27 protein-coding genes, 1 other RNA gene and 1 pseudogene are annotated in these 25,405 nt (G+C 62.9%); 14 read left to right on the top strand and 15 right to left on the bottom strand.

Annotated elements, in window-relative coordinates; genetic code table 11:
• Complete coding sequence (locus LMG28727_RS07480; protein ID WP_201641669.1) at positions 1-792, top strand: SDR family oxidoreductase; 792 nt, start codon at positions 1-3, stop codon at positions 790-792.
• 76 nt (positions 793-868) lie between these two features.
• Here LMG28727_RS07480 and LMG28727_RS07475 read toward each other — a convergent pair whose 3' ends face one another.
• Genes LMG28727_RS07475 through lptF form a run of 3 tightly spaced genes read right to left on the bottom strand, consistent with a single transcriptional unit; the run spans position 869 to position 3,510 of the window.
• Entirely contained in the window at positions 869-1,252 is a 384-nt protein-coding gene (locus LMG28727_RS07475; protein ID WP_201641668.1) for a sirohydrochlorin chelatase, read from the bottom strand.
• Between the two features lie 11 nt (positions 1,253-1,263).
• On the bottom strand, positions 1,264-2,412 hold the full coding sequence (lptG, locus tag LMG28727_RS07470) for an LPS export ABC transporter permease LptG (RefSeq protein ID WP_201641667.1): 1,149 nt from the start codon (positions 2,410-2,412) through the stop codon (positions 1,264-1,266).
• Positions 2,413-2,415: 3 nt separating this feature from the next.
• Positions 2,416-3,510 carry an LPS export ABC transporter permease LptF gene (gene lptF / locus LMG28727_RS07465; RefSeq protein ID WP_201641666.1) on the bottom strand — a complete coding sequence of 365 codons (1,095 nt, stop codon included), beginning with the start codon at positions 3,508-3,510 and terminating at the stop codon, positions 2,416-2,418.
• A 137-nt stretch (positions 3,511-3,647) separates the two neighbouring features.
• Between lptF and LMG28727_RS07460 the strand changes: the two genes are divergently transcribed.
• The 3 genes from LMG28727_RS07460 (at position 3,648) to LMG28727_RS07450 (ending at position 6,410) form a co-directional block, all read left to right on the top strand.
• Positions 3,648-5,204: a leucyl aminopeptidase gene (locus tag LMG28727_RS07460; RefSeq protein WP_201641665.1), complete on the top strand. Its 1,557-nt coding sequence runs from the start codon at positions 3,648-3,650 to the stop codon at positions 5,202-5,204.
• A gap of 61 nt (positions 5,205-5,265) precedes the next feature.
• Complete coding sequence (locus tag LMG28727_RS07455) at positions 5,266-5,682, top strand: DNA polymerase III subunit chi (protein WP_068893355.1); 417 nt, start codon at positions 5,266-5,268, stop codon at positions 5,680-5,682.
• A 104-nt stretch (positions 5,683-5,786) separates the two neighbouring features.
• Positions 5,787-6,410, top strand: coding sequence for a DUF2486 family protein (locus tag LMG28727_RS07450; RefSeq protein WP_201641664.1), 624 nt, complete (start codon positions 5,787-5,789; stop codon positions 6,408-6,410).
• 35 nt (positions 6,411-6,445) lie between these two features.
• Here the strand turns inward: LMG28727_RS07450 and LMG28727_RS07445 are convergent, their stop codons facing one another.
• Together LMG28727_RS07445 and ilvD are read right to left on the bottom strand one after the other, a co-directional pair.
• Complete coding sequence (locus LMG28727_RS07445) at positions 6,446-6,784, bottom strand: c-type cytochrome (protein ID WP_201641663.1); 339 nt, start codon at positions 6,782-6,784, stop codon at positions 6,446-6,448.
• Positions 6,785-6,943: 159 nt separating this feature from the next.
• Positions 6,944-8,617 carry a dihydroxy-acid dehydratase gene (gene ilvD, locus LMG28727_RS07440; RefSeq protein WP_201641662.1) on the bottom strand — a complete coding sequence of 558 codons (1,674 nt, stop codon included), beginning with the start codon at positions 8,615-8,617 and terminating at the stop codon, positions 6,944-6,946.
• 236 nt (positions 8,618-8,853) lie between these two features.
• Here ilvD and LMG28727_RS07435 point away from each other — a divergent pair, with 236 nt between their 5' ends.
• A complete protein-coding gene (locus LMG28727_RS07435) occupies positions 8,854-9,837 on the top strand; it encodes a LysR family transcriptional regulator (protein ID WP_201641661.1) in 984 nt (327 codons plus the stop codon).
• 136 nt (positions 9,838-9,973) lie between these two features.
• Positions 9,974-10,879, top strand: coding sequence for a prolipoprotein diacylglyceryl transferase (lgt, locus tag LMG28727_RS07430; protein ID WP_201641660.1), 906 nt, complete (start codon positions 9,974-9,976; stop codon positions 10,877-10,879).
• A 112-nt stretch (positions 10,880-10,991) separates the two neighbouring features.
• Here lgt and LMG28727_RS07425 read toward each other — a convergent pair whose 3' ends face one another.
• From LMG28727_RS07425 to LMG28727_RS07405, 5 genes are all read right to left on the bottom strand, one after another.
• Positions 10,992-11,723 (bottom strand): SIMPL domain-containing protein, encoded by a 732-nt coding sequence (locus LMG28727_RS07425; protein ID WP_201641659.1) that lies wholly within the window; start codon positions 11,721-11,723, stop codon positions 10,992-10,994.
• A 180-nt stretch (positions 11,724-11,903) separates the two neighbouring features.
• Positions 11,904-12,362 (bottom strand): EVE domain-containing protein, encoded by a 459-nt coding sequence (locus LMG28727_RS07420; protein ID WP_201641658.1) that lies wholly within the window; start codon positions 12,360-12,362, stop codon positions 11,904-11,906.
• Positions 12,363-12,490: 128 nt separating this feature from the next.
• A non-coding RNA gene (ssrS, locus tag LMG28727_RS07415) (6S RNA) lies at positions 12,491-12,672 on the bottom strand.
• Positions 12,673-12,772: 100 nt separating this feature from the next.
• Entirely contained in the window at positions 12,773-13,087 is a 315-nt protein-coding gene (locus tag LMG28727_RS07410; RefSeq protein WP_201641657.1) for a cell division protein ZapA, read from the bottom strand.
• Positions 13,084-13,440, bottom strand: coding sequence for an ATPase (locus LMG28727_RS07405; RefSeq protein ID WP_201641656.1), 357 nt, complete (start codon positions 13,438-13,440; stop codon positions 13,084-13,086). The genes LMG28727_RS07410 and LMG28727_RS07405 overlap by 4 nt, the downstream gene beginning before the upstream one ends.
• Positions 13,441-14,088: 648 nt before the next feature.
• On the opposite strand from LMG28727_RS07405, the pseudogene LMG28727_RS34050 reads away from it, so the two are divergent.
• From LMG28727_RS34050 to cobC, 6 genes and pseudogenes are all read left to right on the top strand, one after another.
• A pseudogene (locus tag LMG28727_RS34050) lies at positions 14,089-14,525 on the top strand (TonB-dependent receptor domain-containing protein); the annotation flags it as partial.
• 27 nt (positions 14,526-14,552) lie between these two features.
• The gene (locus tag LMG28727_RS07395; RefSeq protein ID WP_201641654.1) at positions 14,553-15,614 is read left to right on the top strand and encodes a FecCD family ABC transporter permease; all 1,062 of its coding nucleotides are present in this window, start codon (positions 14,553-14,555) and stop codon (positions 15,612-15,614) included.
• Entirely contained in the window at positions 15,611-16,462 is an 852-nt protein-coding gene (locus LMG28727_RS07390; protein WP_201641653.1) for an ABC transporter ATP-binding protein, read from the top strand. The genes LMG28727_RS07395 and LMG28727_RS07390 overlap by 4 nt, the downstream gene beginning before the upstream one ends.
• Positions 16,463-16,496: 34 nt before the next feature.
• Positions 16,497-17,558 carry a nicotinate-nucleotide--dimethylbenzimidazole phosphoribosyltransferase gene (gene cobT, locus LMG28727_RS07385; protein WP_201641652.1) on the top strand — a complete coding sequence of 354 codons (1,062 nt, stop codon included), beginning with the start codon at positions 16,497-16,499 and terminating at the stop codon, positions 17,556-17,558.
• Positions 17,559-17,604: 46 nt separating this feature from the next.
• Complete coding sequence (locus LMG28727_RS07380) at positions 17,605-18,381, top strand: adenosylcobinamide-GDP ribazoletransferase (protein ID WP_201641651.1); 777 nt, start codon at positions 17,605-17,607, stop codon at positions 18,379-18,381.
• Positions 18,366-18,956 carry an alpha-ribazole phosphatase gene (cobC, locus tag LMG28727_RS07375; protein ID WP_201641650.1) on the top strand — a complete coding sequence of 197 codons (591 nt, stop codon included), beginning with the start codon at positions 18,366-18,368 and terminating at the stop codon, positions 18,954-18,956. The genes LMG28727_RS07380 and cobC overlap by 16 nt, the downstream gene beginning before the upstream one ends.
• A gap of 11 nt (positions 18,957-18,967) precedes the next feature.
• Here the strand turns inward: cobC and LMG28727_RS07370 are convergent, their stop codons facing one another.
• The 4 genes from LMG28727_RS07370 to cobU are packed head-to-tail and all read right to left on the bottom strand — an operon-like array spanning position 18,968 to position 22,523.
• Complete coding sequence (locus LMG28727_RS07370) at positions 18,968-19,921, bottom strand: cobalamin-binding protein (protein WP_201641649.1); 954 nt, start codon at positions 19,919-19,921, stop codon at positions 18,968-18,970.
• Positions 19,922-19,964: 43 nt separating this feature from the next.
• Complete coding sequence (gene cobD, locus LMG28727_RS07365) at positions 19,965-21,029, bottom strand: threonine-phosphate decarboxylase CobD (RefSeq protein ID WP_201641648.1); 1,065 nt, start codon at positions 21,027-21,029, stop codon at positions 19,965-19,967.
• A 4-nt stretch (positions 21,030-21,033) separates the two neighbouring features.
• Complete coding sequence (gene cbiB, locus LMG28727_RS07360) at positions 21,034-21,969, bottom strand: adenosylcobinamide-phosphate synthase CbiB (RefSeq protein ID WP_201641647.1); 936 nt, start codon at positions 21,967-21,969, stop codon at positions 21,034-21,036.
• Positions 21,969-22,523, bottom strand: coding sequence for a bifunctional adenosylcobinamide kinase/adenosylcobinamide-phosphate guanylyltransferase (cobU, locus tag LMG28727_RS07355; protein ID WP_201641646.1), 555 nt, complete (start codon positions 22,521-22,523; stop codon positions 21,969-21,971). Before cobU ends, cbiB begins: the two co-directional genes overlap by 1 nt.
• Before the next feature lie 148 nt (positions 22,524-22,671).
• Between cobU and LMG28727_RS07350 the strand changes: the two genes are divergently transcribed.
• Both LMG28727_RS07350 and LMG28727_RS07345 read left to right on the top strand, forming a co-directional pair.
• The gene (locus LMG28727_RS07350) at positions 22,672-24,144 is read left to right on the top strand and encodes a cobyric acid synthase (protein WP_201641898.1); all 1,473 of its coding nucleotides are present in this window, start codon (positions 22,672-22,674) and stop codon (positions 24,142-24,144) included.
• 144 nt (positions 24,145-24,288) lie between these two features.
• Complete coding sequence (locus LMG28727_RS07345; protein ID WP_201641645.1) at positions 24,289-24,705, top strand: DoxX family protein; 417 nt, start codon at positions 24,289-24,291, stop codon at positions 24,703-24,705.
• A 216-nt stretch (positions 24,706-24,921) separates the two neighbouring features.
• On the opposite strand, the gene LMG28727_RS07340 is transcribed toward LMG28727_RS07345, so the two are convergent.
• Complete coding sequence (locus tag LMG28727_RS07340; RefSeq protein WP_201641644.1) at positions 24,922-25,341, bottom strand: PaaI family thioesterase; 420 nt, start codon at positions 25,339-25,341, stop codon at positions 24,922-24,924.
• Positions 25,342-25,405: the final 64 nt, after the last annotated feature.

The raw sequence follows: 25,405 nt of genomic DNA, 5'->3' as shown, positions 1-25,405 counted from the left end.
ATGAAAACCATCGACCTTCTCAGACCCACTCCCGGACTGCGCGTGCTGATTTCAGGCGCGGCGGCGGGCATCGGCGCGGCGATCGCGCAGGCGTTTCTGGATGTCGGCGCGAACGTCTATATCTGCGACGTCGATCCCGCGGCAATCGACCGCGCGAAAACCGCGCATCCGCAACTGCACGTCGGCGTCGCGGACGTGTCGGACCTCGCGCAGGTGGATCGCATCATCGACGACGCACGCGCGAAGCTCGGCGGCCTCGATCTGCTGATCAACAACGCGGGCATTGCCGGGCCGACCGGCGCGGTCGAGGACCTCGACCCGGCGCAGTGGGAACGTACCATTGCGACGAACCTGAACAGCCAGTTCTATTTCCTGCGCAAGGCCGTGCCGCTGCTGAAGGAGACCTCGGCCAACCCGGGCATCATCGCGATGGCGTCGGTCGCAGGGCGCCTCGGCTACGCGTTCCGCACGCCGTACGCGGCGAGCAAATGGGCGATTGTCGGGATGGTCAAATCGCTGGCGATCGAACTGGGGCCGAACAATGTCCGCGTGAATGCGATCTTGCCGGGCGTCGTGGAAGGTGAACGGATGGACCGCGTTATTTCCGCTCGCGCCGAGTCACTCGGTATCGGTTTTGATCAGATGAAGGGCGAGTATCTGGAGAAAATCTCGCTGCGACGGATGGTGACCGTGCACGACGTCGCGGCGATGGCGTTGTTCCTCGCTTCACCGGCGGGGCAGAACATCTCGGGCCAGGCGATCAGCGTCGACGGGAATGTCGAATATCTTTGAGCGGTGAAAGTCGGCCGTTGCGGCGCGAGTGTCCAGAGGGTAGCGGGCGCTTTTCGCCAGCAGCGGTTGGCCCGCGTTATTTCGCCTGGCGCAGGCAATACTGCGCGACCGCATCGAGAACCGCTTCGTCTTCGCCGACCGCCACCGCGCAGTCGATCTGCACGTCCGGCTGCGACTCGCGGCAGCGCTCGATCAGTTCGGGCAGATCCTTCCTGATATGTCCACCTTGCCCGAAGAACACGGGCACGACGGTAATTGCCTCGCAGCCTTGAGCGACGAGTTGACCGACCGCCGTGGGCAAGTCCGGCTCCATCAACTCCAGAAAAGCCAACGCGACCGGGCCCGCTGCATCGTCCGATGAGCGCAACGCCTGTAGCTTCGCAGCGAGCCTCTCGAACGGCTCGCGCCAGCGCGGGTCCCTTGCGCCATGGCCAAACAGAATAAGCCCGTGCGTAGCCATTGAATCAGCTCCTAATGGCGATCAACCCACTTCAACCCGACCAACCCCAGCACCAGATAGACCAGCCCAGGCGTAGCCGCAGTCAAAGGCGCCGGCCATGTATTCAACGTGCCGATATGCGAGAACAGCGTGTTGAATAGCTGGAAGCTCATCCCCAGCATGATGCCGCCGAATACCTTGACGCCCACCACGCCAGCCCGCGTATGCAGATACGCAAACGGCAGCGACAGCACCAGCATCACGAACACCGCAAACGGATACAGCAGCTTGCGCCATAGCGCGATTTCATAGCGCTGCGTGTCCTGGTGATTCTCGGTCAAATGCTGGATATAGCGGAACAGGTTGAACATCGACATCCGGTCCGGCGACACCAGCAGCACCGACAGAATCTGCGGCGTCAGTTCCGAGCGCAGCGAGTATTCGGGCAACGTCACCTGTTGCGCGCGATACACCGGATTCAGCGCATCGGCCGGCGTGCCCGGAGGAGGGGGCACGTCGATCAGTTGCGTATCGGTCACGTCGGTGAGTTGCCAATGCCCCGGCGGCTGATAGCGCCCGCTCTTCGCGATCCGCACATTCGACAGACGGAATTTCGAATCGAACTCGTAAATCCGCACGTTGCTGATCGTCGCGTCGGGTTTCAACTCGCCGACGTTCACGAAGCGCGTGACCTGCTCGCCGTCCGCGCGCGCGGTCAGCGTGTCTTTCACCCACACGCCCGACTGGAAGTTACTCGACACCGACGAGCCCAACGCTTCGAGCCGTACGCGCTCCGACAACTGATCCGTGTACGGACCCACCACTTCGCCGATCAGATACGTGAGGAACACCAGCGGAATGCCGATCTTCAGCAGCGAACGCAGCGCCTGATTCGTCGCGAGACCCGACACGCGGAAAATCGTGTACTCGGAATTCGCCGCCATCTGCGCGAACACATAGATCGCGCTGATCAACGCGGCGACCGGAATGATTTCGTAGAAGCGCGACGGCGTTTGCAACGCGACCCGCAGCACCGCGTACTGGAACTTGTAGTTGCCGTGGCCGACCGAATTCAGTTCGTTGATCAGGTCGAAGAAGAAGAACAAACCCGAAAAAGCGAACAGGATGAAGATGAACGTGAGGTAGATCTGACGCGCGAAATACCTTTCATAGATGCGCATCGGTCAGGCTCCCGAACGACTAAACATGGCCCGCGTGAAGAGCGGCCGGTTGCGCACGCGCAGCCAGAAAATGAATGCGACGATCGCCGCGACGATGACGTGCAGGCTCACGAGCCCCACGCCGAACGACATCTTGCCCTGCTCTATCCACGACTGCACCACGTTCAACAGATTCGAATACGTCAGATAGATCAGCACGGCCATCACCAGATTGATGGTGCGGCTGCGGCGGGGGTTCTGATGCGCGAGCGGAATGGCGAGCAGCATCAGATTGATGGCGATCAGCGGCAGACCCGCGCGCCACGCAAATTCGGCGAGGTTCTCTTTGGTCGGATTGCGCAGCAGCGTAAGTGTGGGCGTGCCCGTGGTGGTGGGCGTATTGACCACCGGCTGGCTCTGGATCTTCACGCCGTAGCGTTCGAACTCCATGATCCGGAAGTCAGGATGGCCCGGCTCGCCGTCATAGCGCCGGCCGTTTTCCAGCACGACGAAGCGGTCGCCGTTCTTGCGCGTTTCGGTATGGCCGAACTTCGATACCACCACGTTGAGCTTGCCGTTCTCGGTGCTGGTCACGAACACGTTTTCGACCTGCCCCTGATCGGGCGACATCTTCTCGATGAAAAACACCCGGTGGCTGGTGGCCGATTCGCGGAACTGGCCCGGCGCGAGCAGCGAGACTTCGTCGCGCTGCTGGAAGCGCGCGCGGATCAGCTTGCTCTGCTGATTCGACCACGGCCAGCCGACGAACACGAAGAAACAGATGAGGATGATGATCGGCGTGGCAAAAATACCGATCGGCTTGATGAATTGCGTAAGACTGACGCCCGACGATAGCCATACGACCATCTCGGAGTCTTTGTACCAGCGCGTGAGGACGAACAGGATCGACACGAACAGGGTCGCGACGAGCATGATCGCCAGGTAGCCGATCACGGTCAGGCCGATCAGGACCAGCACGTCGCGCGGGTCGATCTCGCCCGAGGCCGCGAAGCCGACGATGCGGATCATCATCGTCGTCAGCACGAGCGTGAGGAGAACCATGAACACGGCACCAGCCGTATACGCGAGTTCGCGCTGGAGGGAGCGTTCGAAGATCATTATTGATGATGAGAGGGGGCGCTCTCAGTGACGCGTGGGTTGCTTCCCGTCACGTCTCCGGTGCAGCCGCCGCGGGAAAAATAGCGGATAATTGCGGCTTTCATCCTAAGCCCAGATTTTATCCGAGGACAAGCGCGATGGACTTTAGCATAAAAGCCTGTGATTGGACCAAAGGCTCGTCAAACGGTTTCCTGACCGGGAAGTCGGATTGCATCGTCATTGGTGTGTTCGAGTCGCAAACGCTCTCGGGCGCAGCGCTTGAGATCGACGAGGCGACCCGTGGCCTGTTGACCCGCATCATCAAGGCCGGCGACATGGATGGCAAGGCCGGCACCACGCTGTTCCTGCACGAAGTCTCGGGCATCGGCGCTTCGCGCGTGCTGCTGGTCGGCCTCGGCAAGCAGGATGCTTTCAGTCAGAAAGCCTACGGCGACGCCGTGCGGGCCGCCTGGCGCGCACTGCTGCCCACCAAGGTTGTTCAGGTTACCTTCACGCTCGCGCAACTGCCGGTGCTGGAGCGCTCGGCCGACTGGGGCGTGCGTGCCGCGATCCTCGCGCTGCGCGAGCTGACCTACAAGTTCACGCAGATGAAGTCCAAGCCAGACACGTCGACCCGCGCGTTGAAGCGCATCGTCTTCAGCGTCAATACCGGCGACGAAAAAGCCGCCAAGCTGGCCGCGAAGCAGGGTGCCGCGCTGGCCAACGGCATGGACCTGACGCGCGACCTCGGCAACCTGCCGAGCAACGTCTGCACGCCGACCTACCTCGCGACCACCGCGAAGAAGCTCGCCAAAGACTGGAAGCTCAAAGTCGAAGTGCTCGGCGAAAAGCAATGCGAAGCGCTGAAGATGGGCTCGTTCCTGTCGGTCACGGCGGGCTCGGTCGAACCGGCACAGTTCATCGTGCTGCAGTACCAGGGCGGTGCCTCGAAGGCTGCGCCGGTGGTGCTGGTCGGCAAGGGCGTCACGTTCGACACGGGCGGCATCTCGCTGAAGCCGGGCGAGGGCATGGACGAGATGAAGTACGACATGTGCGGCGCCGGTTCGGTGCTGGGCACGTTGCGCGCCGTCGCCGAAATGGGTTTGAAGATCAACGTGGTCGGCATCATTCCGGCGGTTGAGAACATGCCGTCGGCCACCGCCACCAAGCCGGGCGACATCGTCACCAGCATGAAGGGTTTGACGATCGAAGTGCTGAACACGGACGCCGAAGGCCGTCTGATCCTGTGCGACGCACTCACCTACGCCGAGCGCTTCAAGCCGGCGGCGGTGATCGACATTGCGACGCTCACGGGCGCGTGCATCATCGCGCTGGGTCATCACAACAGCGGCCTGTTCTCGAAAGACGACGCGCTGGCGGGCGAGTTGCTCGACGCATCGCGTGAAGCTTCGGACCCGGCCTGGCGTCTGCCGCTCGACGATGAGTATCAGGATCAGCTCAAGTCGAATTTCGCCGACCTCGCGAACATCGGCGGCCGTCCGGCGGGCAGCGTGACGGCGGCGTGCTTCCTGTCGCGCTTCACCGACGCGTATCCGTGGGCGCATCTGGACATCGCCGGTACCGCGTGGAAGAGCGGCGCGGCGAAGGGCGCGACGGGCCGTCCGGTGCCGCTGCTCGCGCAGTTCCTGATTGACAGGGCCGCTGACGGTAGGTCCGCCGACGACCGGGCTGCGGACGGCCGCTCCGCACAATGACGCATTGTAGTAAGCCTGCGGGCGCAGTCAGGCAGAGCAGGCAGCGCACGGAGAGTCGCCGATGACGAGAATCGATTTTCACTCGAACGTCGGCGACTCGCTGCTGTATGCATGCCGTCTGATCCGTAAAGCGTATCTGGCCGGCCAGCCGACCATCGTGCTGGCCGAAGCCGAGCGCCTGCGGATATTCGACGAACAGTTGTGGACCTTCTCTCCGCTCGACTTCGTCCCGCATTGCATGGCGGGCACGCCGCTCGCCGCGCAAACTCCTATCGTGCTGACCACGAATCTCGACGACGTGCCGCATCATCAGGTGCTGCTCAATCTCGGCGCAACCGTACCGGCGCAGTTCGCGCGCTTCGAAAGGTTGCTGGAAGTGGTCGGTAACGCACACGACGAGCTCGTTGCAGGCCGCGAGCGGTATCGCTTCTATCGCGATCGCGGCTATGCTTTGAACAACTACAAGCAGGGCAGCTAAGGTTTATTGCGCCGCATTGCGTAGGGTTTGTGGCATGGGGTGCTGCGAATCCGGGGCGCAGGCGCTCTGCTTCGGCTTCGACTAAAAACACGGAGGAGAGCCACATGTCCGATTCCAACGACGATTCGATTCCGGTGTTGCACGAGATTCTCGTACCGGGTCAGGTACGTTCGCCGTCGAGCGGTACGGGGGCAGCGGCGCTTGCCGACGCGCCGAAAGAACCCAGCTTCAGGACCGAGCCCGCGTTCGCGCTGCCGCCGTCGCAGGCGGACGAACCAGCGCTGGCGTCGCAGCCGGTGCTTGCCGAGGTGCAGACACTTGCGCCTGAACCGGTGATCGCACCGCCCATTGCGCAACCTGCAATCCTTCATCACGACGACGCGCTCGCGGCGTCCGCGAGTGTGTTCGACCGCGCTGAACCGGCTGCGCCGGTCGAAGCCGGTTCGATCGTGCCACCGGACATCGCTCACGAAAGCGCCGCGCCTGCGCAGCCGGATCTGGACGCCGAAGTCATCGCCGAACGCCTGCGTGGGCGCTTTGCCGGTTTTCTGACGGGCGAAGGTCGCGGCATCATCGAGGCGCGTTGCCGCGACGCGTTGCAGGAGCACACCACCTGGCTTGTCAGCCAGATCACGCGTGAAGTTGCGCTGACTCTGGAAACCGAAATGAGCGGCTGGGTGAGGGAAGCGGTTGAAGAAGAAGTCGCACGGCGCTCGGGCCGTGGCTGATTGAAGAAAGGGGCGTCTTTGGCGAGGCGCCCGTTCTATCTGAGCGTCAACACCCAGCTTGCCAGCGTGGCCGCCTGATCGGGCGTGAGTTGCGTATTGGCGGGCATCGGCACCGGCCCCCACACGCCTGCGCTGCCATCCAGAATCTTGTGCTTCAGATAAGTCGCGGCGTCGTCGCGCCCTGCATATTTCGCGGCGACGTCGTGCAGCGCCGGACCCATGAACGAACGTGTGACCGAGTGACAGCTCATGCAATTCTGTTGCTGGGCCAGCGCAAGGCCGGTGGCTTCGGCATACGCGTGCGAACTGTTGACGCTTAACGCTGCGCCCAATAAAACCGATGCTGCGAACGCTGCATACGACGTGATTTTCATTATGGTCTCCGTCGGTGCGGGGCCCGACTTTGCGGTGCGAGCATTATAAAAGGAAAGGGGCGCACGGTTTTCCGTGCGCCCCTTTGCACTTTCATGTGGCGGGCTTTGGCTATGCGGCTGACGGAGTTGCCAGTTTGTCCGCCACCACGTGCGGCTGCATCAGCCCGTTACCGCGCCTTTGTTGGCCGGCAACGCCAGTGCGGAATACTTTGCCAGCACGCCGCGCGTATAACGCGGCTTCGGTTGCTGCCATGCAGCACGGCGGCGCTGTAATTCGGCGTCGTCGATATTGAGTTGCAGCAGCAGCTTATGCGCGTCGATCGTGATCGAGTCGCCTTCGTGCACAAACGCAATCGTGCCGCCGACGAAAGCTTCCGGCGCGACGTGGCCGACCACCATCCCCCACGTGCCGCCCGAGAACCGGCCGTCGGTGATGAGGCCCACGCTCTCGCCCAACCCTTTGCCGATGATCGCCGAGGTCGGCGCGAGCATCTCCGGCATGCCGGGACCGCCCTTCGGGCCGAGGTAACGCAGCACGACCACGTCGCCGGCGACGATCCTGTCGGACAGAATCGCGTCCATCGCGCTTTGCTCGTCGTCGAACACGCGGGCCGGGCCTGTGATCACCGGGTTTTTCAGGCCGGTGATCTTCGCGACCGCGCCGTCTTCGGCGAGATTGCCCTTCAGGATCGCGAGGTGGCCTTCCTTGTAGAGCGCTTTTTCCACCGGGTAAATGACCTTCTGATCGGCGCGCGGTCTGGACGGCACGTCCTTCAATTCTTCGGCCAGCGTCCTGCCGGTAATCGTGATGCAGTCCCCGTGCAGCATCCCCGCATCGAGCAGAATCTTCATGACTTGCGGGATGCCGCCCGCCTTATGCAGATCGGTGGCCACGTATTGGCCGGACGGTTTCAGATCGCAGATCACCGGCACTTTCTTGCGCATGCGCTCGAAGTCCTCGATGCTCCACTCCACCTCGGCTGCATGCGCGATGGCCAGATAGTGCAGCACGGCATTGGTCGAGCCGCCGGTCGCCATGATCAACGCAACAGCGTTTTCAATCGACTTCTTCGTGATGATGTCGCGCGGCTTCAGGTCCTGCTTGACGGCTTCGACCAGCACGCGCGCGGACTCGGCGGCCGAGTCGACTTTTTCCTGATCGGGATTGGCCATCGTCGACGAGTACAGCAACGACATGCCGAGCGCTTCGAACGACGAGCTCATCGTGTTGGCGGTGTACATGCCGCCGCACGATCCCGTCGACGGACACGCGTTCTTCTCGACCCCGTCGAAATCCTCCTGCGACATGCGCCCCGCTGTAAATTCGCCGACCGCCTCGAACGACGACACGATGGTCAGGTCGACGCCCTTCCAGTTGCCCGGGCGGATCGTGCCGCCATACACGTAGATGCCCGGCACGTTCATCCGCGCCAGGCCGATCATGCCGCCCGGCATGTTCTTGTCGCAGCCGCCAATCACGACCACGCCGTCCATCCATTGGCCTTGCACGCAGGTCTCGATGCAGTCGGCGATCACTTCGCGCGACACCAGCGAGTACTTCATGCCTTCGGTGCCCATCGACATGCCGTCCGAGATGGTCGGTGTGCCGAAAATCTGTGGATTCGCATCAGCGCCTTTGACCGCGACAACCGCGGCGTCGGCCAGTCGCTGCAAGCCGGCGTTGCACGGCGTGATGGTCGAGTGGCCGTTGGCGATGCCGATCATCGGCTTGTCGAAATCTTCTTTCTGGTAGCCGAGCGCGTAGTACATGGAGCGATTCGGTGAACGCGCGACGCCTTGCGTGATGTTTTTCGAACGACGGTTGTATGCCATGGGGCCTCCAGTCTGATTGGTCTTGAGCCGCACTGCGTGGCTGGGGCGCAGCGGCTGGGGATGATGGGCGGGGCAGTGCGGTGACGGTGACGAATAGTGCGGCTGCGTCGGCCGCGTGAGTCGCCGGCGCGTCAATTCAGTGTAGTAGCTCCGACGCGCCATCCAAGGATGCAGTTTTGCAAAACGTGTGTCCAATATATTATTCAGGCGCTATTAGGTCGTAAAATGTATTAATCATGCTGCCCGCCATTCCCGATCCGCGCCAGTTGCGCTATTTCGTCACCGTCGCCGAAGAACGGCACTTCGGACGCGCCGCCGTGCGTCTTTCAATGACACAGCCACCTTTATCGCAAGCCATCCGGGCGTTGGAACACACGTTGGGCGTCGAACTGTTCGAGCGCACCAAACGCTCGGTCAAGCTCACGCGCGTGGGCGCGGAACTGTTGCCCGAAGTACAGCGGCTGCTCGCGGCGGCCGAGGGGCTGCGGCCGCTCGCGCAGAGTCTGGCGCGCGGCGAAGCGGGGGTGTTGTCGCTGGCATTCGTGTCAACCGCGGATTACGGCCTGCTGCCGCCTTTGCTGCGCGATTTCGGCGCGCGTCATCCGCATGTGCGGCTCGAACTGACCGAGGCGACCAGCAACGTGCAGGTGGATGAACTGGTGGCCGGACGCATCGACGCCGGCCTCGTGATCGCGCCGCTGCCACCGCGCCACGGCGCGCTGCTCTCGTGGTTGCCGATCGCGCGGGAGCCGCTGGTGATCGCGATGTCCACCGACACTTCCGAGCGGCTGGACGCTGCGCACCACGCGTCGGGAAACCCGCATGCGGGGTGGCTGGATGCGCCGGTCAGCCTGCTCGAAGTCGCCGATACGCCGCTCGTGATCTTCCCCAGACGTCTGGCGCCTGGCTTTTATGACATCATTATGGATTGCTACGGCGTGGCAGGCCTCGCACCCAGGATTGGCCAGGAGGCCATCCAGATGCAGACGATCGTCAGCCTGGTGTCCGCCGGAATGGGCGTCGCACTGGTGCCGCAATCATTGCGTAACCTGCGCCGCACGGGGGTGGTGTACCGGCCGCTCGCCGAGTCGGTGCCGGTGATCGAGACGGGGCTGGTGTGGCGCACGGAAGAGGTGAGTCCGGTGCTGGCGGGCTTCATCGAGATCGTGCGGGCTTACATCAGTGCCGCCGGGTCGGCGTCCGTTGCGCTGCGTGTCTAGCGGCGCTGCCGCGAACGTATCGCGGGCCGGGCCGTCCAATGCAGGCGCTGAATGCTGCGCGATCCGGTGCCCGTTATCCGCTGTCGAATAAATTACGTTACCCCGCTTCTGAACCTGAACTGCCCATAACAACACGATGCTCATTCATCCGAATTTCGACCCCATTGCCATTCATCTGGGGCCGCTCGCAGTGCGCTGGTATGGACTGATGTATCTCGTCGCGTTTATCGCGGCGATCGTCGTCGGCCGGCTGCGGCTGCGCTTGCCGTACGTGGCCGCGCAAGGCTGGACCGCGAAAGATATCGACGACATGCTGTTTTACGGCGTGCTTGGCACCATTCTCGGGGGGCGGCTCGGCTATGTACTGTTCTATAAAGCGAGCTTTTATTTCGCGCATCCGCTGGACATCTTCAAGGTGTGGCAGGGCGGCATGTCGTTTCACGGCGGCTTCCTCGGCGTGACGCTTGCGATGGTGCTGTTCGCCTATCAGCGCAAGCGTTCGTGGCTGCAAGTCACCGACTTCGTCGCCCCCATGGTGCCAACGGGGCTCGCCGCAGGACGTCTCGGCAACTTCATCAACGGTGAGTTGTGGGGGCGTGTGACCGATCCGTCCGCGCCGTGGGCCATGCTGTTTCCAGGCGCCGCGCCCGACGACGCTGCGTGGCTTTCCGCGCATCCGCAACTGGCTGCGCAATGGCATCTGAACGAGGTGTTTGCGCAATACCACATGCTGCCGCGACATCCGTCGGAGTTGTATGAGATTGCGCTGGAAGGCATTGCGTTGTTCTTCGTGCTGATTTTCTTTTCGCGCAAACCGAAGCCCATGGGCGCCATTTCCGCGGTGTTTCTGATCGGCTACGGTCTCGCACGCTTCACGGTTGAATTCGCGCGTGAGCCGGATGACTTCCTCGGCTTGCTGGCCATGGGCCTCTCCATGGGCCAATGGCTGTCGCTGCCCATGATTCTCGTCGGCATCGGCCTGCTCGTGTGGTCGTATCGCCGTGCGCGCCGTCTAACGGCGCAAGCGGTTAGCGTTAGCTGACCGGAGCTTGCCGCTACGGCTTTGCTGTAGCGAATGTTCAAAGACAAACGCCACGGCATGCCGTGGCGTTTGTCTTTTCAACTGACGAGATCTGGCGCGAAGCGAAAGCGTGTTACTTCATCTGCACCGAGCCCGACACATTGACCGTCACAGTCGACGTGCCGCCTTCGAGCGGTATCGGTGCCGCGCTCTTGGCATCGGCCCCCATCGCGCGCGCACTCATCATCATCATGGGACGCGGCATCACGCCGCCGTGATTGACGCTGACCTCGCGGATCGAATAACCGCTGAAACCAAAAGCCTGGGCCGACGATTCAGCCTGGGAGCGAAACGATTTGATCGCTTCCGTGGTGAGCTTCTGCTCCGCAGCGCGTTGCGCTTCCGGGGACAGTGAGAACTGCACGTTGCCGACCTGCATGATCGATGCCATTTGCCCCGCGAGTTTCGACGCGGCCGCGAAGTCGTGCGATTCGAGTACGACTTCCGTGCGGCCGCGCCACGTGGAGATGCGCCCGTCACGATCGGTGGAGGGGAAAATCGAGAATGAACCTGTGCGAGCCGTCACACCGCTGACGCCGCGCGCTTTCTGCAAAGCTGAATCAGCACGCTGATTGAGCGTGGCTGTGAGTTCCGATGGATCGCTCGCTTCCTGCTCGTAGAACAACGTGATGTCGACCACGTCCTGCGGGATCTCCGCGCTGGCCTGGGCGTTCAGCGACAGCACGCCCGCCGGTTGCGCCTGCATCACGCCTTGCGCATGCGCGAGGGACGGGGTCAGCGTGAGCGCGACGGGCGCGGCGCAGAAGAGAGCAAGTGCGACTGCCCGTGCGGTGTTTTTTGTCATTGCTGGACTCCTTGCTTGAACAGGGTTATGCACGATCGGCGCGAACGGTGTGCCGTGAATGGCACGGTGCTTGCCAATCCGTTAATGCATTCGTTGATGCGTCCGTTAGGCGCTTGTAACCTGAGCTTGGTTCCCTGATATGACGTTGCTTTTGTCGTCGCGGCCCGCTTTAAACCGACGTCAAACAAGCCGTTTGGTGATGAAGCGCCACTCGGCTTCGGTCACCGGCGTGATCGACAAACGGTTGCCTTTGGCGAGCACGCGCATGTCTTGCAATTCTTCGTGCTCGCGCAACGTGGCGAGCGGAATCAGCGGAATTTTCTTTTTGAATACGACGTCGACGAGCAGCCAGCGCGGCGTTTCCTGCGACGACTTCGCGTCGAAGTAAGGGCTCTTTTTATCGAACTGGGTCGGGTCCGGATAGGCGGTGGACGAGACTTCGGCGAGTCCCGCTATGCCGGGTTGCGGACAACTCGAGTGATAGAACAGCACGCCGTCGCCGACCTGCATCATGTCGCGCATGAAGTTGCGCGCCTGATAGTTGCGCACGCCGGTCCACGGTAACGTGTGGTGCGGTGCGTTGGCAAGATGGTCGATGCTTGCTTCGTCCGGTTCGGACTTCATTAGCCAGTAGCGCATGAATCGAAGTGAACGTGATGGAGCGTGGTTGACGTTAAGAGCTCGACGGTGCGTATGAAACAACACGAACGCAAAACCGGAGCCCAAAGAAAAACGGCATCGAACCGAAGTCCGATGCCGTTCTAGATAAGGTCCCCGCCTTAGCCGCTAGGCCGGCATCCTGAACCGGGGGTTCAGAATTGGTCGCAGTTAGCAACACTTCGGGTACATCAGACAGAGTGACGCGCACACCCGTGCTACAAATTTCCGCAACCGTGCACATGGCATTGGTTCAAGGAATATATGACCTTGGCGAACCAGGCAGGGAAGCTAAACCGATGAAGCTTAAACGATAGAACCCAAACGTTTTTGCTGATATTGATTCATCTGCTTCGTTTGAATTCGCAGCCGATCTCAGGACCGACTGTTACTTACTGCATGCTGTACTGCTGAATCACAGTACCCAGTTGTTCGTTCATTTGATGCATTGTACGCCGGATTTCCTCTGCAGGAAATGCTTCTCCGTGTCTAACGCTCGATTGAAGCCTAAGCAGTTCCGATGCCAGCGACAGCGCAGCCATGACGGCAATGCGATCCGTGCCGCGCACGTTGCTGTTATTGCGGATCTTCGACATTTCGGCGTCGACGCGTGCGACCGCTTCAAGCAGTGCGCCTTCCGTTTCCGGCGAGCACGCGAGGCGATAGGGCACGTCGAGAATCGAGACTTCGATCTGCTTGGTGGTCATGCATTTTCTCCGTGGCGGGTAACGTCGCTCTCCGCTTCGACAGCGTGCTGAGCCGGCTCGAGCAGATCGAGCTGGTTATCCGGTTCGCTGTTTGCGCGGGCCCGCGGCAGTTTCTCGAGAATTGCATTCAGGCGCACCTGAGCGTCGTCGATTTTCGCGGACAGCGCGTCGCGTTCCGCTTGCAATGTGTCACGCTCTTCGCGCAACTGTGCAAGTTCCGTGCGCGTGGCTTCCGCTTCGGCACGCGATTGGGCGAGCTGCTCTTCGAGCGCAAGTCGCGCTTCATTGTGGCGTTGGCTGATCGCGATCAGCTTGCCGATATTCTGTGAAAGTGATTCGAGTTCGGTGAGCATGTGCTGCGTCCTCTAAAGACATTGCATTTTAGCGCGGAATATCGCAGGTTCCGACAATTGTCTCGTTTCGAGACGTAACAACATCGCTTTGTGCAGGCTTTTAGCGACCTTATGATGAAAAACACCTCGCTGGTCGGACAATAACCTGCATTTAACAGAACGGTTTGCGATGAAGCAACCGTTCTTGACGCACGTCGAGGCCGCTTCTAAACTTGCCGCACTCTGGTGCCCGCGCGCTTTTCAACAGTGCGCAGTCAAGCGCCAGCCGCGCGCGACATTCTGGTGAAGCGGCACGTGTGGACCTGCGCTGCTCCGCAACGGCAGGTGACCGCATTCGTCATGCAGATCGATCCTGATCGCGTATTCAAGATTCAACGTGTGAGTGTGCCACTGCGCGTTACGCGTGGGAAGGTGGGACCGGTGTGTCGCCACTCCGGATACTGGCCAGAGCGAGAGGGACGTCCCCCGCCAGAATGTTAAATACGGGGCGCCTTATCAGGTATCGGCCTGCGGGGAAGCCGGCCTTGAACGCTATCCGGGTGGCTACGCATTTCATCGTTTCCGAAGTCGACCACCGCGGTGTGTCGAACGCCAACGTGTCTTCAATGGCTGCTTCGATATCGACGGTCGTCAGTCCGCATGACAGAGCGCGACCCGCTTCAGGCGAACGTGCGGCACGACCCGTATCGCGATTCCCGCGAGGCGAACAGTTACTATCTCGGCTATGGTTCGGCATCACCGGAAACTGGAAGGCTGGCGCAAGCTAGTCGGATTCGTTCCGCGCACCGGATTTCGACGCTCTGTCCGATCCATATAGCGGCAATCCGTCGATCAAACCGGAGCGCAGTCATTCGATCGAACGCGCGTTGCAATACGCGCTGCATGCAGCGTCGCATGCGCCTGGCGTGAGGCGCGTGGGCGCATGCCAGACCCGCTCTTCGAATCTGATCGACTACGCCAGCATCACGAAAGCGTGGTACGTGACCGCGCAAATCGGGCATCTGTTGAACAAGGACTATGAAACGGCCTATTCGTATCACTCGTCGCGACGCGGTGCGTATGTCACGACCGCCTGGCAGCCGTAATGTACGTGCACCGTTGAGGTCACGCGGATGAGTCGTCACCCGGCTTCGATGCCCGCCACCGTGCGTGCGATGAGCGCGAAGCGCGCGGCCGCAATCTGGCTCGCGCTCGCGTGCGTCGCACTCGCGGTGCTGCTGGCGTCGCTGGCATTGGGCAGCGTGTCGCTCGCGCCGGGGCGCGTGTTGATAGCGTTAATGCCGTCGCATACGTTTGCGGCGTCGCCGGTCGACTCCGGCGATCTCGCAGCAGAGATTGTCCGTACGCTGCGTTTGCCGCGCGCGGTGGCCGGTTTCGCGTGTGGCGCTTTGCTCGCGCTGGCCGGTGCGTTGTTGCAGGTCCTGTTGCGCAACCCGTTGGCCGAGCCGTATGTGCTGGGTGTGTCGGGCGGCGCGGCGACATTCGCACTCGTCGCGATGATTGCCGGTTGCGCGTGGTGGATCGTCGACGCCAGCGCATTCGCTGGTGCGTTCGTGTCGATTCTCCTCGTGCTCGGTCTCGCGCGCCGCGAGTTGTGGCGCGGCGAACCGCAGGACACGTCGCCACGATTGTTGCTGACCGGCGCGGTGATCGCCGCCGGGTGGGGTGCGCTGATTACGCTGCTGCTCAATCTCGCACCCGACAGCCGCTTGCGCGGGATGCTGTTCTGGCTGACCGGCGACCTCAACGGCGGTGCGATGCCGTGGACCGCGCTCGCTGCGCTCGTCGTCGCATTGCTTGCCATCGTGCCGGCCGCGCCGCGTCTGAACGTGCTGCTGCGCGGCGACGCCGCCGCGCAGGCGCTGGGCGTCGCCGTGATGCCGCTGCGTTTGCGCGTGTATCTGGTTGCGTCGCTCGCGGCGGCGGCGGCGGTGACGACGGCGGGCACCATCGGCTTTATCGGCCTCGTCGTGCCGCATATGTTGCGGCTCGCGTTCGGCAATGATCAGCGCATGTTGTTGCCCGCCGCAGCGCTCGGCGGCGGTGTCGCGGTGATGGGCGCGGACCTGATCGCGCGCACCGTGATTGCGCCCGCGCAATTGCCGGTTGGCGTGATTACGTCGATCATCGGCGTACCGGTGTTTCTATGGATGCTGTTGCGCAGGCGTCGATGATGCAAGCCCCTTACACCTCTCAGACTTCTTCGCAACACGCACTTGGCGCGCAAGGTTTGACGCTGCGTGCCGGCTCGCGCACGTTGCTCGATAGGTTCACGCACACGTTTTATCCCGGTGAAATCTGGTGTATCGCCGGTCCGAACGGTGCGGGCAAGACGACTTTATTGTCGACGCTCGCGGGCTTGTTGCAGCCCTCGGCGGGACATGTCGAACTGGACGGCGTGCGTTTGCGCGACTGGCGGCCGCTGCCGCTCGCCCAACGGCGCGCGTTGATGCCGCAAAGCGCGCCCGATGCATTCAGCGCGAGTGTGCTCGATATCGTGACGCTGAATCGCTTTCCGCATCTGAACGGCTGGGGTTGGGAAAGTGATGCCGACCGCGACGCGGCACATGCCGCGCTGGAGCTGCTTGGACTCGCCGCATTCGCTGCGCGCGACGTGCTGTCGCTATCGGGCGGCGAGCGTCAACGCGTGGCGCTCGCGGCGGCGCTGTGTCAGCACGCGCCGTTATTGCTGCTCGACGAACCGTTGTCGCATCTCGATCTGCATCACCAGATCGACTGCCTTGAAGCGCTTGCAACGTGGACGGCCGGACCACGCCGCACCCTGATGTTTTCATGCCACGACCTGAATCTCGCGCGCCGTTTCGCCACGCATGCGCTGCTGCTCGATGGCGAGGGCAACGCGTACGCCGGGCCGGTGCATGATGTACTCACCCCCGTGCTGACAAGCCGCGCATTCGGCTATCCGTTGATTCTGATTCGCGACGGCGAACACGAAGCGCTGATTCCCGCGACACGTGTGCGTCATGAATCAAACGCCGGTAATGACATATCAGCCAATTAACCGTTTCATCCAGAACATTTTCCAGAAGACGCTTATGACTTCTTTGCCACGCCCGACCGGTTTGCCCGAAGTCGAACCGCTCGATCAAACGCTGCGCGCCGAGTTGCAACACATCATCGATACCAAGACGAAGCCGCCTGGCAGTCTTGGCAGACTGGAGGCGCTGGCGCGTCAGATGGGGCTGATCCAGCGCACCACGCGGCCGGTGGTGCAGCGCCCCACGATGATCGTTTTCGCCGGCGATCACGGCATTGCCGCGGAAGGCGTGAGTCCTTATCCGCAAGCGGTGACCGCCCAAATGGTCGCGAACTTTCTGGCGGGCGGCGCGGCGATCAATGCGCTGAGCCGGGTCGCGGGAATCGAACTCGAAGTGGTCAACGCGGGCATTGCGACCCCGCTGCCGTCGACGGACGGCCTCGTCGACATTCCCATTGCACGCGGCACGCGCAACTTCGCGCATGAACCCGCGATGACGCGTGAGCAGGCACTCGCCGCGATGCAGGCGGGCGCGGCCCGCGTGCGGCATCATGCGGCGCTCGGCACCAACGTGATCGGCTTCGGTGAGATGGGGATCGCGAATACCTCGGCGGCCGCGTGCCTGATGAGCCGTTTGTGCAACGTGCCGGTCGACGACTGCGTCGGTCGCGGCACCGGTCTCGACAACGCGGGTCTCGCGAAAAAGCGCAACGTGCTGGCAGCGGCGCTCGCGCGTCACATCAGCGTGACGAACCCGCTCGACGTGCTGGCCACTTTCGGCGGTTTCGAAATCGCGATGATGGCGGGTGCGTATCTCGCCGCCGCCGAAGCACGCATGACGATTCTGGTCGACGGCTTCATCGCGACTTCGGCGTTGCTGATTGCCGACGCGCTTGCGCCGAAGGTGCGCGAGTACTGCGTGTTCGCGCATGCGTCGAACGAAGCGGGACACCGTCGCATGCTCGATCATTTCGGCGGGCAGCCGCTGTTGTTGCTCGACCTGCGTCTCGGCGAAGGCACCGGCGCGGCGCTCGCGGTGCCGCTGTTGCGCGCAGCGGTCGCCTTTATCAATGACATGGCGAGCTTCGATTCAGCAGGCGTTGCAAACCGCGACGCGTGAGTGCCGCGATTCTGCGTACCCACCCAATCATGCCTCTGTCCCGCTCATGAATCCGCTCGCGGAACTACGTTACTTCTTCACCGCGCTCGGCTATTTCACGCGCGTGCCGGTGCCACGATGGGTCGGCTTCGAGCCGCATTATCTGAATGCGGCCGCGCGCTACTTTCCATTCGTCGGCGTATTGATCGGCGCGTTGAGCGCGCTGGTGTATCTGGCCGCGTTGCACGTGTTCCCGGCAGGCGTTGCGGTATTGCTGTCGATGGCCGCGTCGTTACTGGTGACAGGCGCGTTTCACGAAGACGGCCTGGCCGATTGCGTCGATGCGTTCGGTGGCGCCTATACGCGCGAAGATGTGTTGCGAATCATGCATGATTCGCGCATCGGTGCTTTTGGGGCCATCGCGCTGGTGATCGCGCTCGCGCTGAAGTGGCAAACGCTCGCGGCGTTGCCGCCGTGGCGCGCGGCAAGTCTGATGATTGCCGCGCATGCGGCGAGCCGTACCTGCGCGATCAGTTATCTGGCCACGCTCGACTACGTGCGCGCCAAAGGCAAGGCGAAACCGGTTGCGCAGCGTTTGAGCGGACCTGCGTTGCTGTGCGCCGCCATGTCCGGTTTGCCATGGCTGCTCTGGCCGAATGGCGTGGGCGCGCCGGACTGGCGCTTCGCGGCGTCGACGGTCGCGGTGCTGCTCGCGCTTCGTTTCGTCATGGGCCGCTATTTCGTCAGACGCCTTGGCGGTTACACCGGCGACTGCCTCGGCTTCGCACAGCAGATTTTCGAATTGAGCATCTACCTGGTGGGGCTTGCATGGATATCGTCCTGATTCGCCATCCCGCCGTCGCGCTCGATGCGGGCGTGTGTTACGGCCATAGCGACGTAGCGCTGGCCGAAGACGCGAGGGTGGCGTCGAGCGCGCTTGCGCTGAGGCTGGCCACGTTGCAGGTGCCAGCGCCACGCGTGTTGATTTCGAGTCCGCTGATGCGGTGCTACGCGCTGGCCGTTGAAATCGCGAACGATTTCGGCTGTGTGCTGAGTCACGACGATCGTCTGAAGGAAATGGATTTCGGCGATTGGGAGACGCAGCGCTGGGATGAAATCGATCGCGCGTTGCTTGACGACTGGGCGTCCAATTTCGAACACGCGCGTGAGCATGGCGGCGAGAGTGTCGCGCAGTTCGTCGCGCGTGTGCGTGTGTGGCTCGACGCGTTTGCGCAGACGCGTGAGTTATCGCCGGCTTATGTGGTCACCCATGCGGGCGTGATGCGGGCGATTGCGTCGATGGTGCTGGACGTGCCGCTTGAGCGTTGTCTGCGCTGGTCGCTCGATATGGCCAGCATCGTCTGGTTGCGCAGGGACGATGAGACGCAGCAATGGACGCTGGTGCGCTGGAATGCGTGACGCCGCTGACGTTACTTTCTATGCGAGCGCGCCACCTGCAGATCCTCGCATAACTGCTGCGCGCCTTGCGCAAGCCGCGGCGCGGGCCGGTTGATCAGATCGCCATCGATTGCAAAGAGGTTGTTGTTTGCCACGGCGGTCAGCCCAGGCCATGCGCGCCATGTGCCGAGTTGTGGCAGCGTCGTGTCCGGCTGGGTCGCACCTTGCGCGGCGGTGACGATCGCTTCCGGGTTCGCGGCGAGCACTGCTTCGGTCGAGACGGTCGGCACCAGCGGTTGCAGCGCTGCAAACACGTTGCGGCCGCCGCATAGCGCGATCACGTCGCTGATCATGTGCTCGCCGTTGAGCGTCATCAACGGTTTATCCCATACCTGGTAGAACACGCTGACCGGCGGCCGGTTCGCATACTGCGCGCGCAATCGGGCCATGTTCTGTCGATAAGCCGCCGCCGCTGCGTCTGCCGTCGCCGATGTGCCGAGCAATTGCCCGAGTTTCGTCAACGAGACGGCGACGTCGTCGAGCCGATGCGGCTCGCTGAAGAACAACGGGATGTGCAATTCGCGCAGACGATCCAGTTGTTGCTGCGCATTGCCATGCCGCCACACCACAATCAGATCGGGCTTCAACGCGACGATGCGTTCGAGGTCCAGCGCCTTGTTGTCGGCGACGCGCGGCAACTGTTTCGCTTCAGGCGGATAGTCGCTGTACGACACAGCGCCGACCATCTTCGCGCCGCCGCCCGCGGCATAAAGCAGTTCGGTGACGTGCGGTGCGAGGCTGATCACACGTTGCGCGGCGGCGGGGAGCGTGACGGTGGCACCGGTGTCGTCGGTGACGGTGATGGTGGCGTGAGCATGGAGTGCGACGACGCATAACGACGCGGCGACGGCGGCGCGTTTCAGCGGACCGTTAAGGGAGTTGGCGCGGGAGTCGACGCGGTAGTTGAAGCGCTGGAGTCGGATCATCGGGTGAAGAGAAGGGGGCGCGTTGCCGCAGTGTTCGATCGCATCAACCTGCTTGCGCGATATCCATGGTGCGCACTGCATCGCGCAATGCTTCGTCGAAACGTTGCCACTCCGGCTCGCTGGCGGGCAAGCCGAAACGCACGCTTCCCGTCGATGCAAAAAGCCGCGTCCACACCCCACGTTGGGCCAGCGCTTCATGTAAAGCGGCGCCGCGCGGGTCATCGGTCCATGCGAAAAGTGGCGTGCTGTGCGTGCTGAAACCGTGTTCGCGCAACGAGCGCACGAGTCGTGCGCTGTCGCGGTCGAGTTGCGTGCGCATTTGCGCTTGCCAGGCTCGATCGGCGAATGCGGCTTTGACCACGTGACGCGCTGGACCGCTGACCGTCCACGCGCCCAACGTGCTGCGCAATCTATCGAGCAACGCGGGTGCGCCGAGAACGAAGCCCGCGCGTACGCCGGCGAGACCGAAGAATTTACCCGGCGAGCGCAAGACGATCAGACCGTCGAGATGCGTGCTGGCCGCCAGCGACGCCGCCGGCATCGTATCGGCGAACGCTTCGTCGACCAGCAGCGTACCGCCGCGTGCGCTCAGTTGAGCATGCCAGTGCAGCAGCTTGTCTGAGCCCAGATGCGCGGCGGTTGGATTGTTCGGATTGACGATGACAACATGAGTGAGCGCATCAGGCAGGTTGTCCCGGTCCACGTCCAACCCGGCGACTTCATGGCCGGCACGTGAAAACGCAGGCGCATATTCGCTATATGTGAGCGCTGCAATGCCGACCCGTGCACGCGGCAACAACGTGGGCAACGTGCGAATCGCGGCCTGACTGCCGGCCACCGGCAGCACGTGGGCTGCGTCGGGCGCGTTGTAGTAACGCGCGGCGCAGGCGGCGAAATCATCACCTTCGTCAGGCAGGCGACGCCATGCGTCGGCGGGAATGGCGGGCACCGGATAGCCGTGCGGATTGATGCCCGTCGAGAGGTCGAGCCACTGCGCGTACGGAATGCGATAGCGCGTGGCGGCTTCGTGAAGATTGCCGCCGTGAACGATCGCGTCCGGATTCGCATGGCTCACATGCGCTGTCTGATCAGATGCTCTTGCAACCATACGATCAACCCTGAAAAGGCACGCTCAGCAGCGCCAGCACGATCAGCACCGCGAGCCACAAAATCACCGTACGCTCGACCAGTGCCAATGCGGCGGTGACATGACTCGCTTTCGCGGGATGGCCAAAGCCCAGCGTCGGCCGATGTTCAAGTGCGCCGTGATACACCGCCGGGCCGCCGATCAGCACATTCAGACTGCCCGCGCCGGAAGACATCACCGGGCCCGCGTTCGGACTATCCCAGCGCGGTGCCTGTTCGCGCCAGCAACGCAACGCGGTGAGCGTGTCGCCGAGCAGCGCGTAACTGACGGCGGTCAAACGCGCGGGGATCCAGTTGAGCACGTCGTCCAGACGCGCGGCGGCCCAGCCAAAGCGCAAATAACGCGGCGTGCGATAACCCCACATGGCATCGAGCGTGTTAGCCAGACGGAACCCGAGCGCGCCCGGGCCGCCCGCAATGGCGAACCAGAACAGCGCGCCGAAGATCGCGTCGTTACCGTTTTCAAGCGCCGACTCGACGGCGGCGCGCGACAACGCGGCTTCGTCGGACGTCGTTGTATCGCGCGACACGATCCGGGCAGTCAGCTGACGCGCCTGTTCGAGATCGCGCTGTTTCAGCGCCTGGGCGATCGGTGCGATGTGATCGTGCAGGCTGCGCGCGCCGAGCGCGAACCACAGCAACGCGATATGCAACGCGCAGGCCGCAAAAAACGGCAGCACGGCCACCAGCCACCACGCGATCAGCACCGGCGGCATCACCGCCAGCGACCACGCCAGCAGTCCTTTCAGCCGTAAGCGCCGGCCGCTGTTGTAGCGCTTGTCCAGACGCATCGCCCAGTTGCCGAAGCCCACCAGCGGATGCGCGGTGCGCGGCTCGCCGAGCCAACGGTCGACGGCCACGCCGAGCGTCGCGAGCGTCGCGACCAGAGGCAGCGACAGCATCACCGGGGGCCCGCTGCTTTGAGTGTGAGCGGCAGGCCCGCGACCATCATCGTGGCCGTGGTGCTCAACGCGGCGATGCGCTGATTGAGCCGCCCGAGTTCGTCGACATAAAGACGAGTGGCCGCGCCGAGCGGCACCACGCCCAAACCGATTTCATTGCTGACCACGATGATCTTGCTGTGTGCATCGACGAGCGCCGCTTCAAGTGCGGCAACCCGCGCGTGATATTGATCGGGCGACGCAGCTTCGCCTTCGGGCGGGCACAGCAGATTGGCGAGCCACAACGTCAGGCAGTCGATCAGGATGCAGTGTCCGGGCGCGTCGCTTTGCGTAACCGCGCTCGCGAGATCGACGCCCGCTTCGACCAGCCGCCAGTGCGCCGGACGCCGCTCGCGATGGTGGGCGATGCGCGCGCTGAACTCGGCGTCGTCGGCGACGCGGGCGGTGGCGATGTAGGTAACGAGGAGGCTGCTGCTGGCGGCAAGCTGTTCGGCGTGCACGCTCTTGCCCGAGCGGGCGCCGCCTAGAACGAAGGTAAGGTCGCGGGGAGTCATCGCGTGATTGTACCGGCGTCAGGTGTGCGGAGCGGCCCGGCGCAATGGGATAATGCCGGGTGTTTTTCAACGCCGGACCTCAGCTCACGTGACCACTCCTTCCCGTTCGACCGCGCCTGACGCTGTACCCGTGCCGCGCGGCACGCTGATGATTCAGGGCACGACGTCCGATGCCGGCAAGAGCACGCTGGTCGCCGGTTTGTGCCGGCTCGCGCGGCGCGCCGGCGTGCGGGTCGCGCCGTTCAAGCCGCAAAATATGGCGCTCAATAGCGCGGTGACGGTCGACGGCGGCGAGATTGGCCGCGCGCAGGCATTGCAGGCGGTGGCTGCGGGCATCGCGGCGCACACCGACCTGAACCCGGTGCTGCTGAAGCCGACCAGCGATCGCGGCGCGCAGGTGATCATCCACGGCAAGGCGCGGATGAATCTCGACGCACGCGCGTATCACGACTACAAACCCGTTGCATTCGAAGCCGTGCTGGAGTCGTATGCGCGTCTGCAGGCGGCCTACGACACGATCTTCGTCGAAGGCGCGGGCAGCCCGGCTGAGATCAATCTGCGTGACCGTGATATCGCCAACATGGGTTTCGCGGAAGCGGTCGATTGCCCGGTCGTGCTGGTTGCCGATATCGATCGGGGCGGCGTGTTCGCGCATCTGACCGGCACGCTCGCGTGTCTGTCGGCGAGCGAGCAGGCGCGGGTGCGCGGGTTCATCATCAATCGCTTTCGTGGCGATGTGAGTTTGCTGAAGCCGGGACTCGACTGGCTCGAAGCAAAAACCGGCAAGCCGGTGCTGGGTGTGATTCCGTATCTGCATGGCCTGACGCTCGACGCCGAAGATATGCTGCCGCCCGAGTTGCGCGCGGCGCACAGCGGCGACGCGGGCCGCATGTTGCGGGTGGTCGTGCCAGTGCTGCCGCATATCAGCAATCACACCGATTTCGATGCGCTGCGCGCGCATCCGCAGGTCGATTTTCATTACGTGCGAAGCGGCACGCCGCCGCCGCCGCCGGCCGATCTGATCATCCTGCCGGGATCGAAAAACGTGCGCGGTGATCTGGCGTTTTTGCGCTCGGAAGGCTGGGACGCGGTGCTGCAACGGCATTTGCGCTACGGCGGACGCGTGATCGGCATTTGCGGCGGAATGCAGATGCTGGGGCGCGAAGTCGCCGATCCGCATGGCGTGGAGGGGGCGCCGGGGGCGTCGGCGGGACTCGGCTGGCTCGATTACTCGACCGTGCTCACGCGAGACAAGACGTTGAAGAATGTGACGGGGCGGCTGGCGTTGCCCGGCTCGCCCGAGATCGCGGGCTACGAGATTCACATGGGCGAGACGCGGGGCGCCGCGCTGAATGCCCCTGCATTGCAACTGGACGATGCCGTGGAGGACGGCGGCGCACGTCCCGACGGCGCTGTTTCCGCCGATGGCCAGATCCTGTCGACCTACGTGCACGGCCTGTTCGACACACCGGCCGCGTGCGCTGCACTGCTGGCGTGGGCGGGGCTGAGCGACGCCGAACAGATCGACTATCCGGCGTTGCGCGAGGCGTCGCTGGATCGGCTGGCGGATACGCTGGCCGAGCATCTGGATCTGTCGAGGCTCTTTGCGGCGGTGGCTTGATCGACATTGCTGAAGACGTCGATTAATTCTCTATAAGAAATAATCAAAGCGTTGTAGGCGGTTTTTCACTCCATATGGTTCGAATAAAGTCCTGACATCGACGGCCGATTGCCGGCTGTTCTCTCCGTTGTGAAAGGAAACGTCATGAACTCGAACCGCTCCGCCGATCTGGCCGCCACACTGCTTCGCTTCGCCTTGGGCGTGCTTTATCTTGCCCATAGTCTGCAAAAAATCTTCGTTTTCACGCTGCCGGGTACGGCGCAATTTTTCGTTTCGCTCGGTTTGCCGGGGTGGCTCGGCTATGTGACTGCGTTCGTCGAACTGATCGGCGGCATTGCGCTGTTGCTGGGCGTGCAGGTCCGCTGGATCGCGCTGGTGCTGCTGCCGTTCATGCTCGGCGCGATGTCGGCGCATTTGCATAACGGCTGGGGTTTCGCATCGGCGAATGGCGGGTGGGAATATCCGGCGTTCTGGGCCGTGACGCTGGTGGTGCAGGCGCTGCTGGGTGGCGGGGTGCTGGCGGTGGGCAGTGTGAAGGCGCCGCGCGCGGTGGCGGCCTGAAGCGAGGGGGAAAGGGGGGCGGCGGCGAGTGGCTTTAAGGTGAGGCCTTGAGCGAAAGCCGAAGCCCAAGCCCAAGCCCAAGCCCAAGCCCAAGCCCAAGCCACTCCCGCCACATCTACCCGCATAAAAAAGCACGCGCCGTCAGGCTGCGTGCTTTTTTTGTCGCTTCATGTCAGGTTTGCGGCACCTGAATCCGCCGTGCCATCGTGCTCCCCTTCAATACAACACGATCTGCGTGCAGCGGAACAGCGCCATCGTCTTGCCATTCGGATCGGTGACCGTTGCGTCCCACACTTGCGTGCTGCGCCCCAGATGCACGCCCTTCGCCACCGCGCGGATGGTGCCCGCCGTCGCCGTGCCGAGAAAATTGCTTTTCAGCTCGATGGTCGTGAAACTGCGCGCCGTCTCCGGCAGATGCGCGATGCATGCGTAGCCGCACGCGGTGTCCGCGAGACCGATTACCGTGGCCGCGTGCAAAAAACCATTCGGTGCGAGCAATTCGTCGCGCACCGTCAATTCCGCAGTCAAACCCCCTTGTTCCAGCGACAGCACCTTTACGCCCAGCAGGTCGGGCAGCTTGCCCCGCTGGCGTTCGTGCAGGCGTTCGATGGTGAATTCCGTGCGGAGTTGGCTCATGAGATTCGGGTCCTTATTGGAAAAACCGGCAGGATAGAACGGTCGATTAGCCGTCTGGGGGCTT

Origin of the sequence: Paraburkholderia metrosideri, from assembly GCF_904848625.1 — a bacterium.
GTDB classification, from domain to species: domain Bacteria; phylum Pseudomonadota; class Gammaproteobacteria; order Burkholderiales; family Burkholderiaceae; genus Paraburkholderia; species Paraburkholderia metrosideri.
Note: the sequence above shows the minus strand (reverse complement) of the source record. Positions and strands in the feature narration are given on the sequence as shown.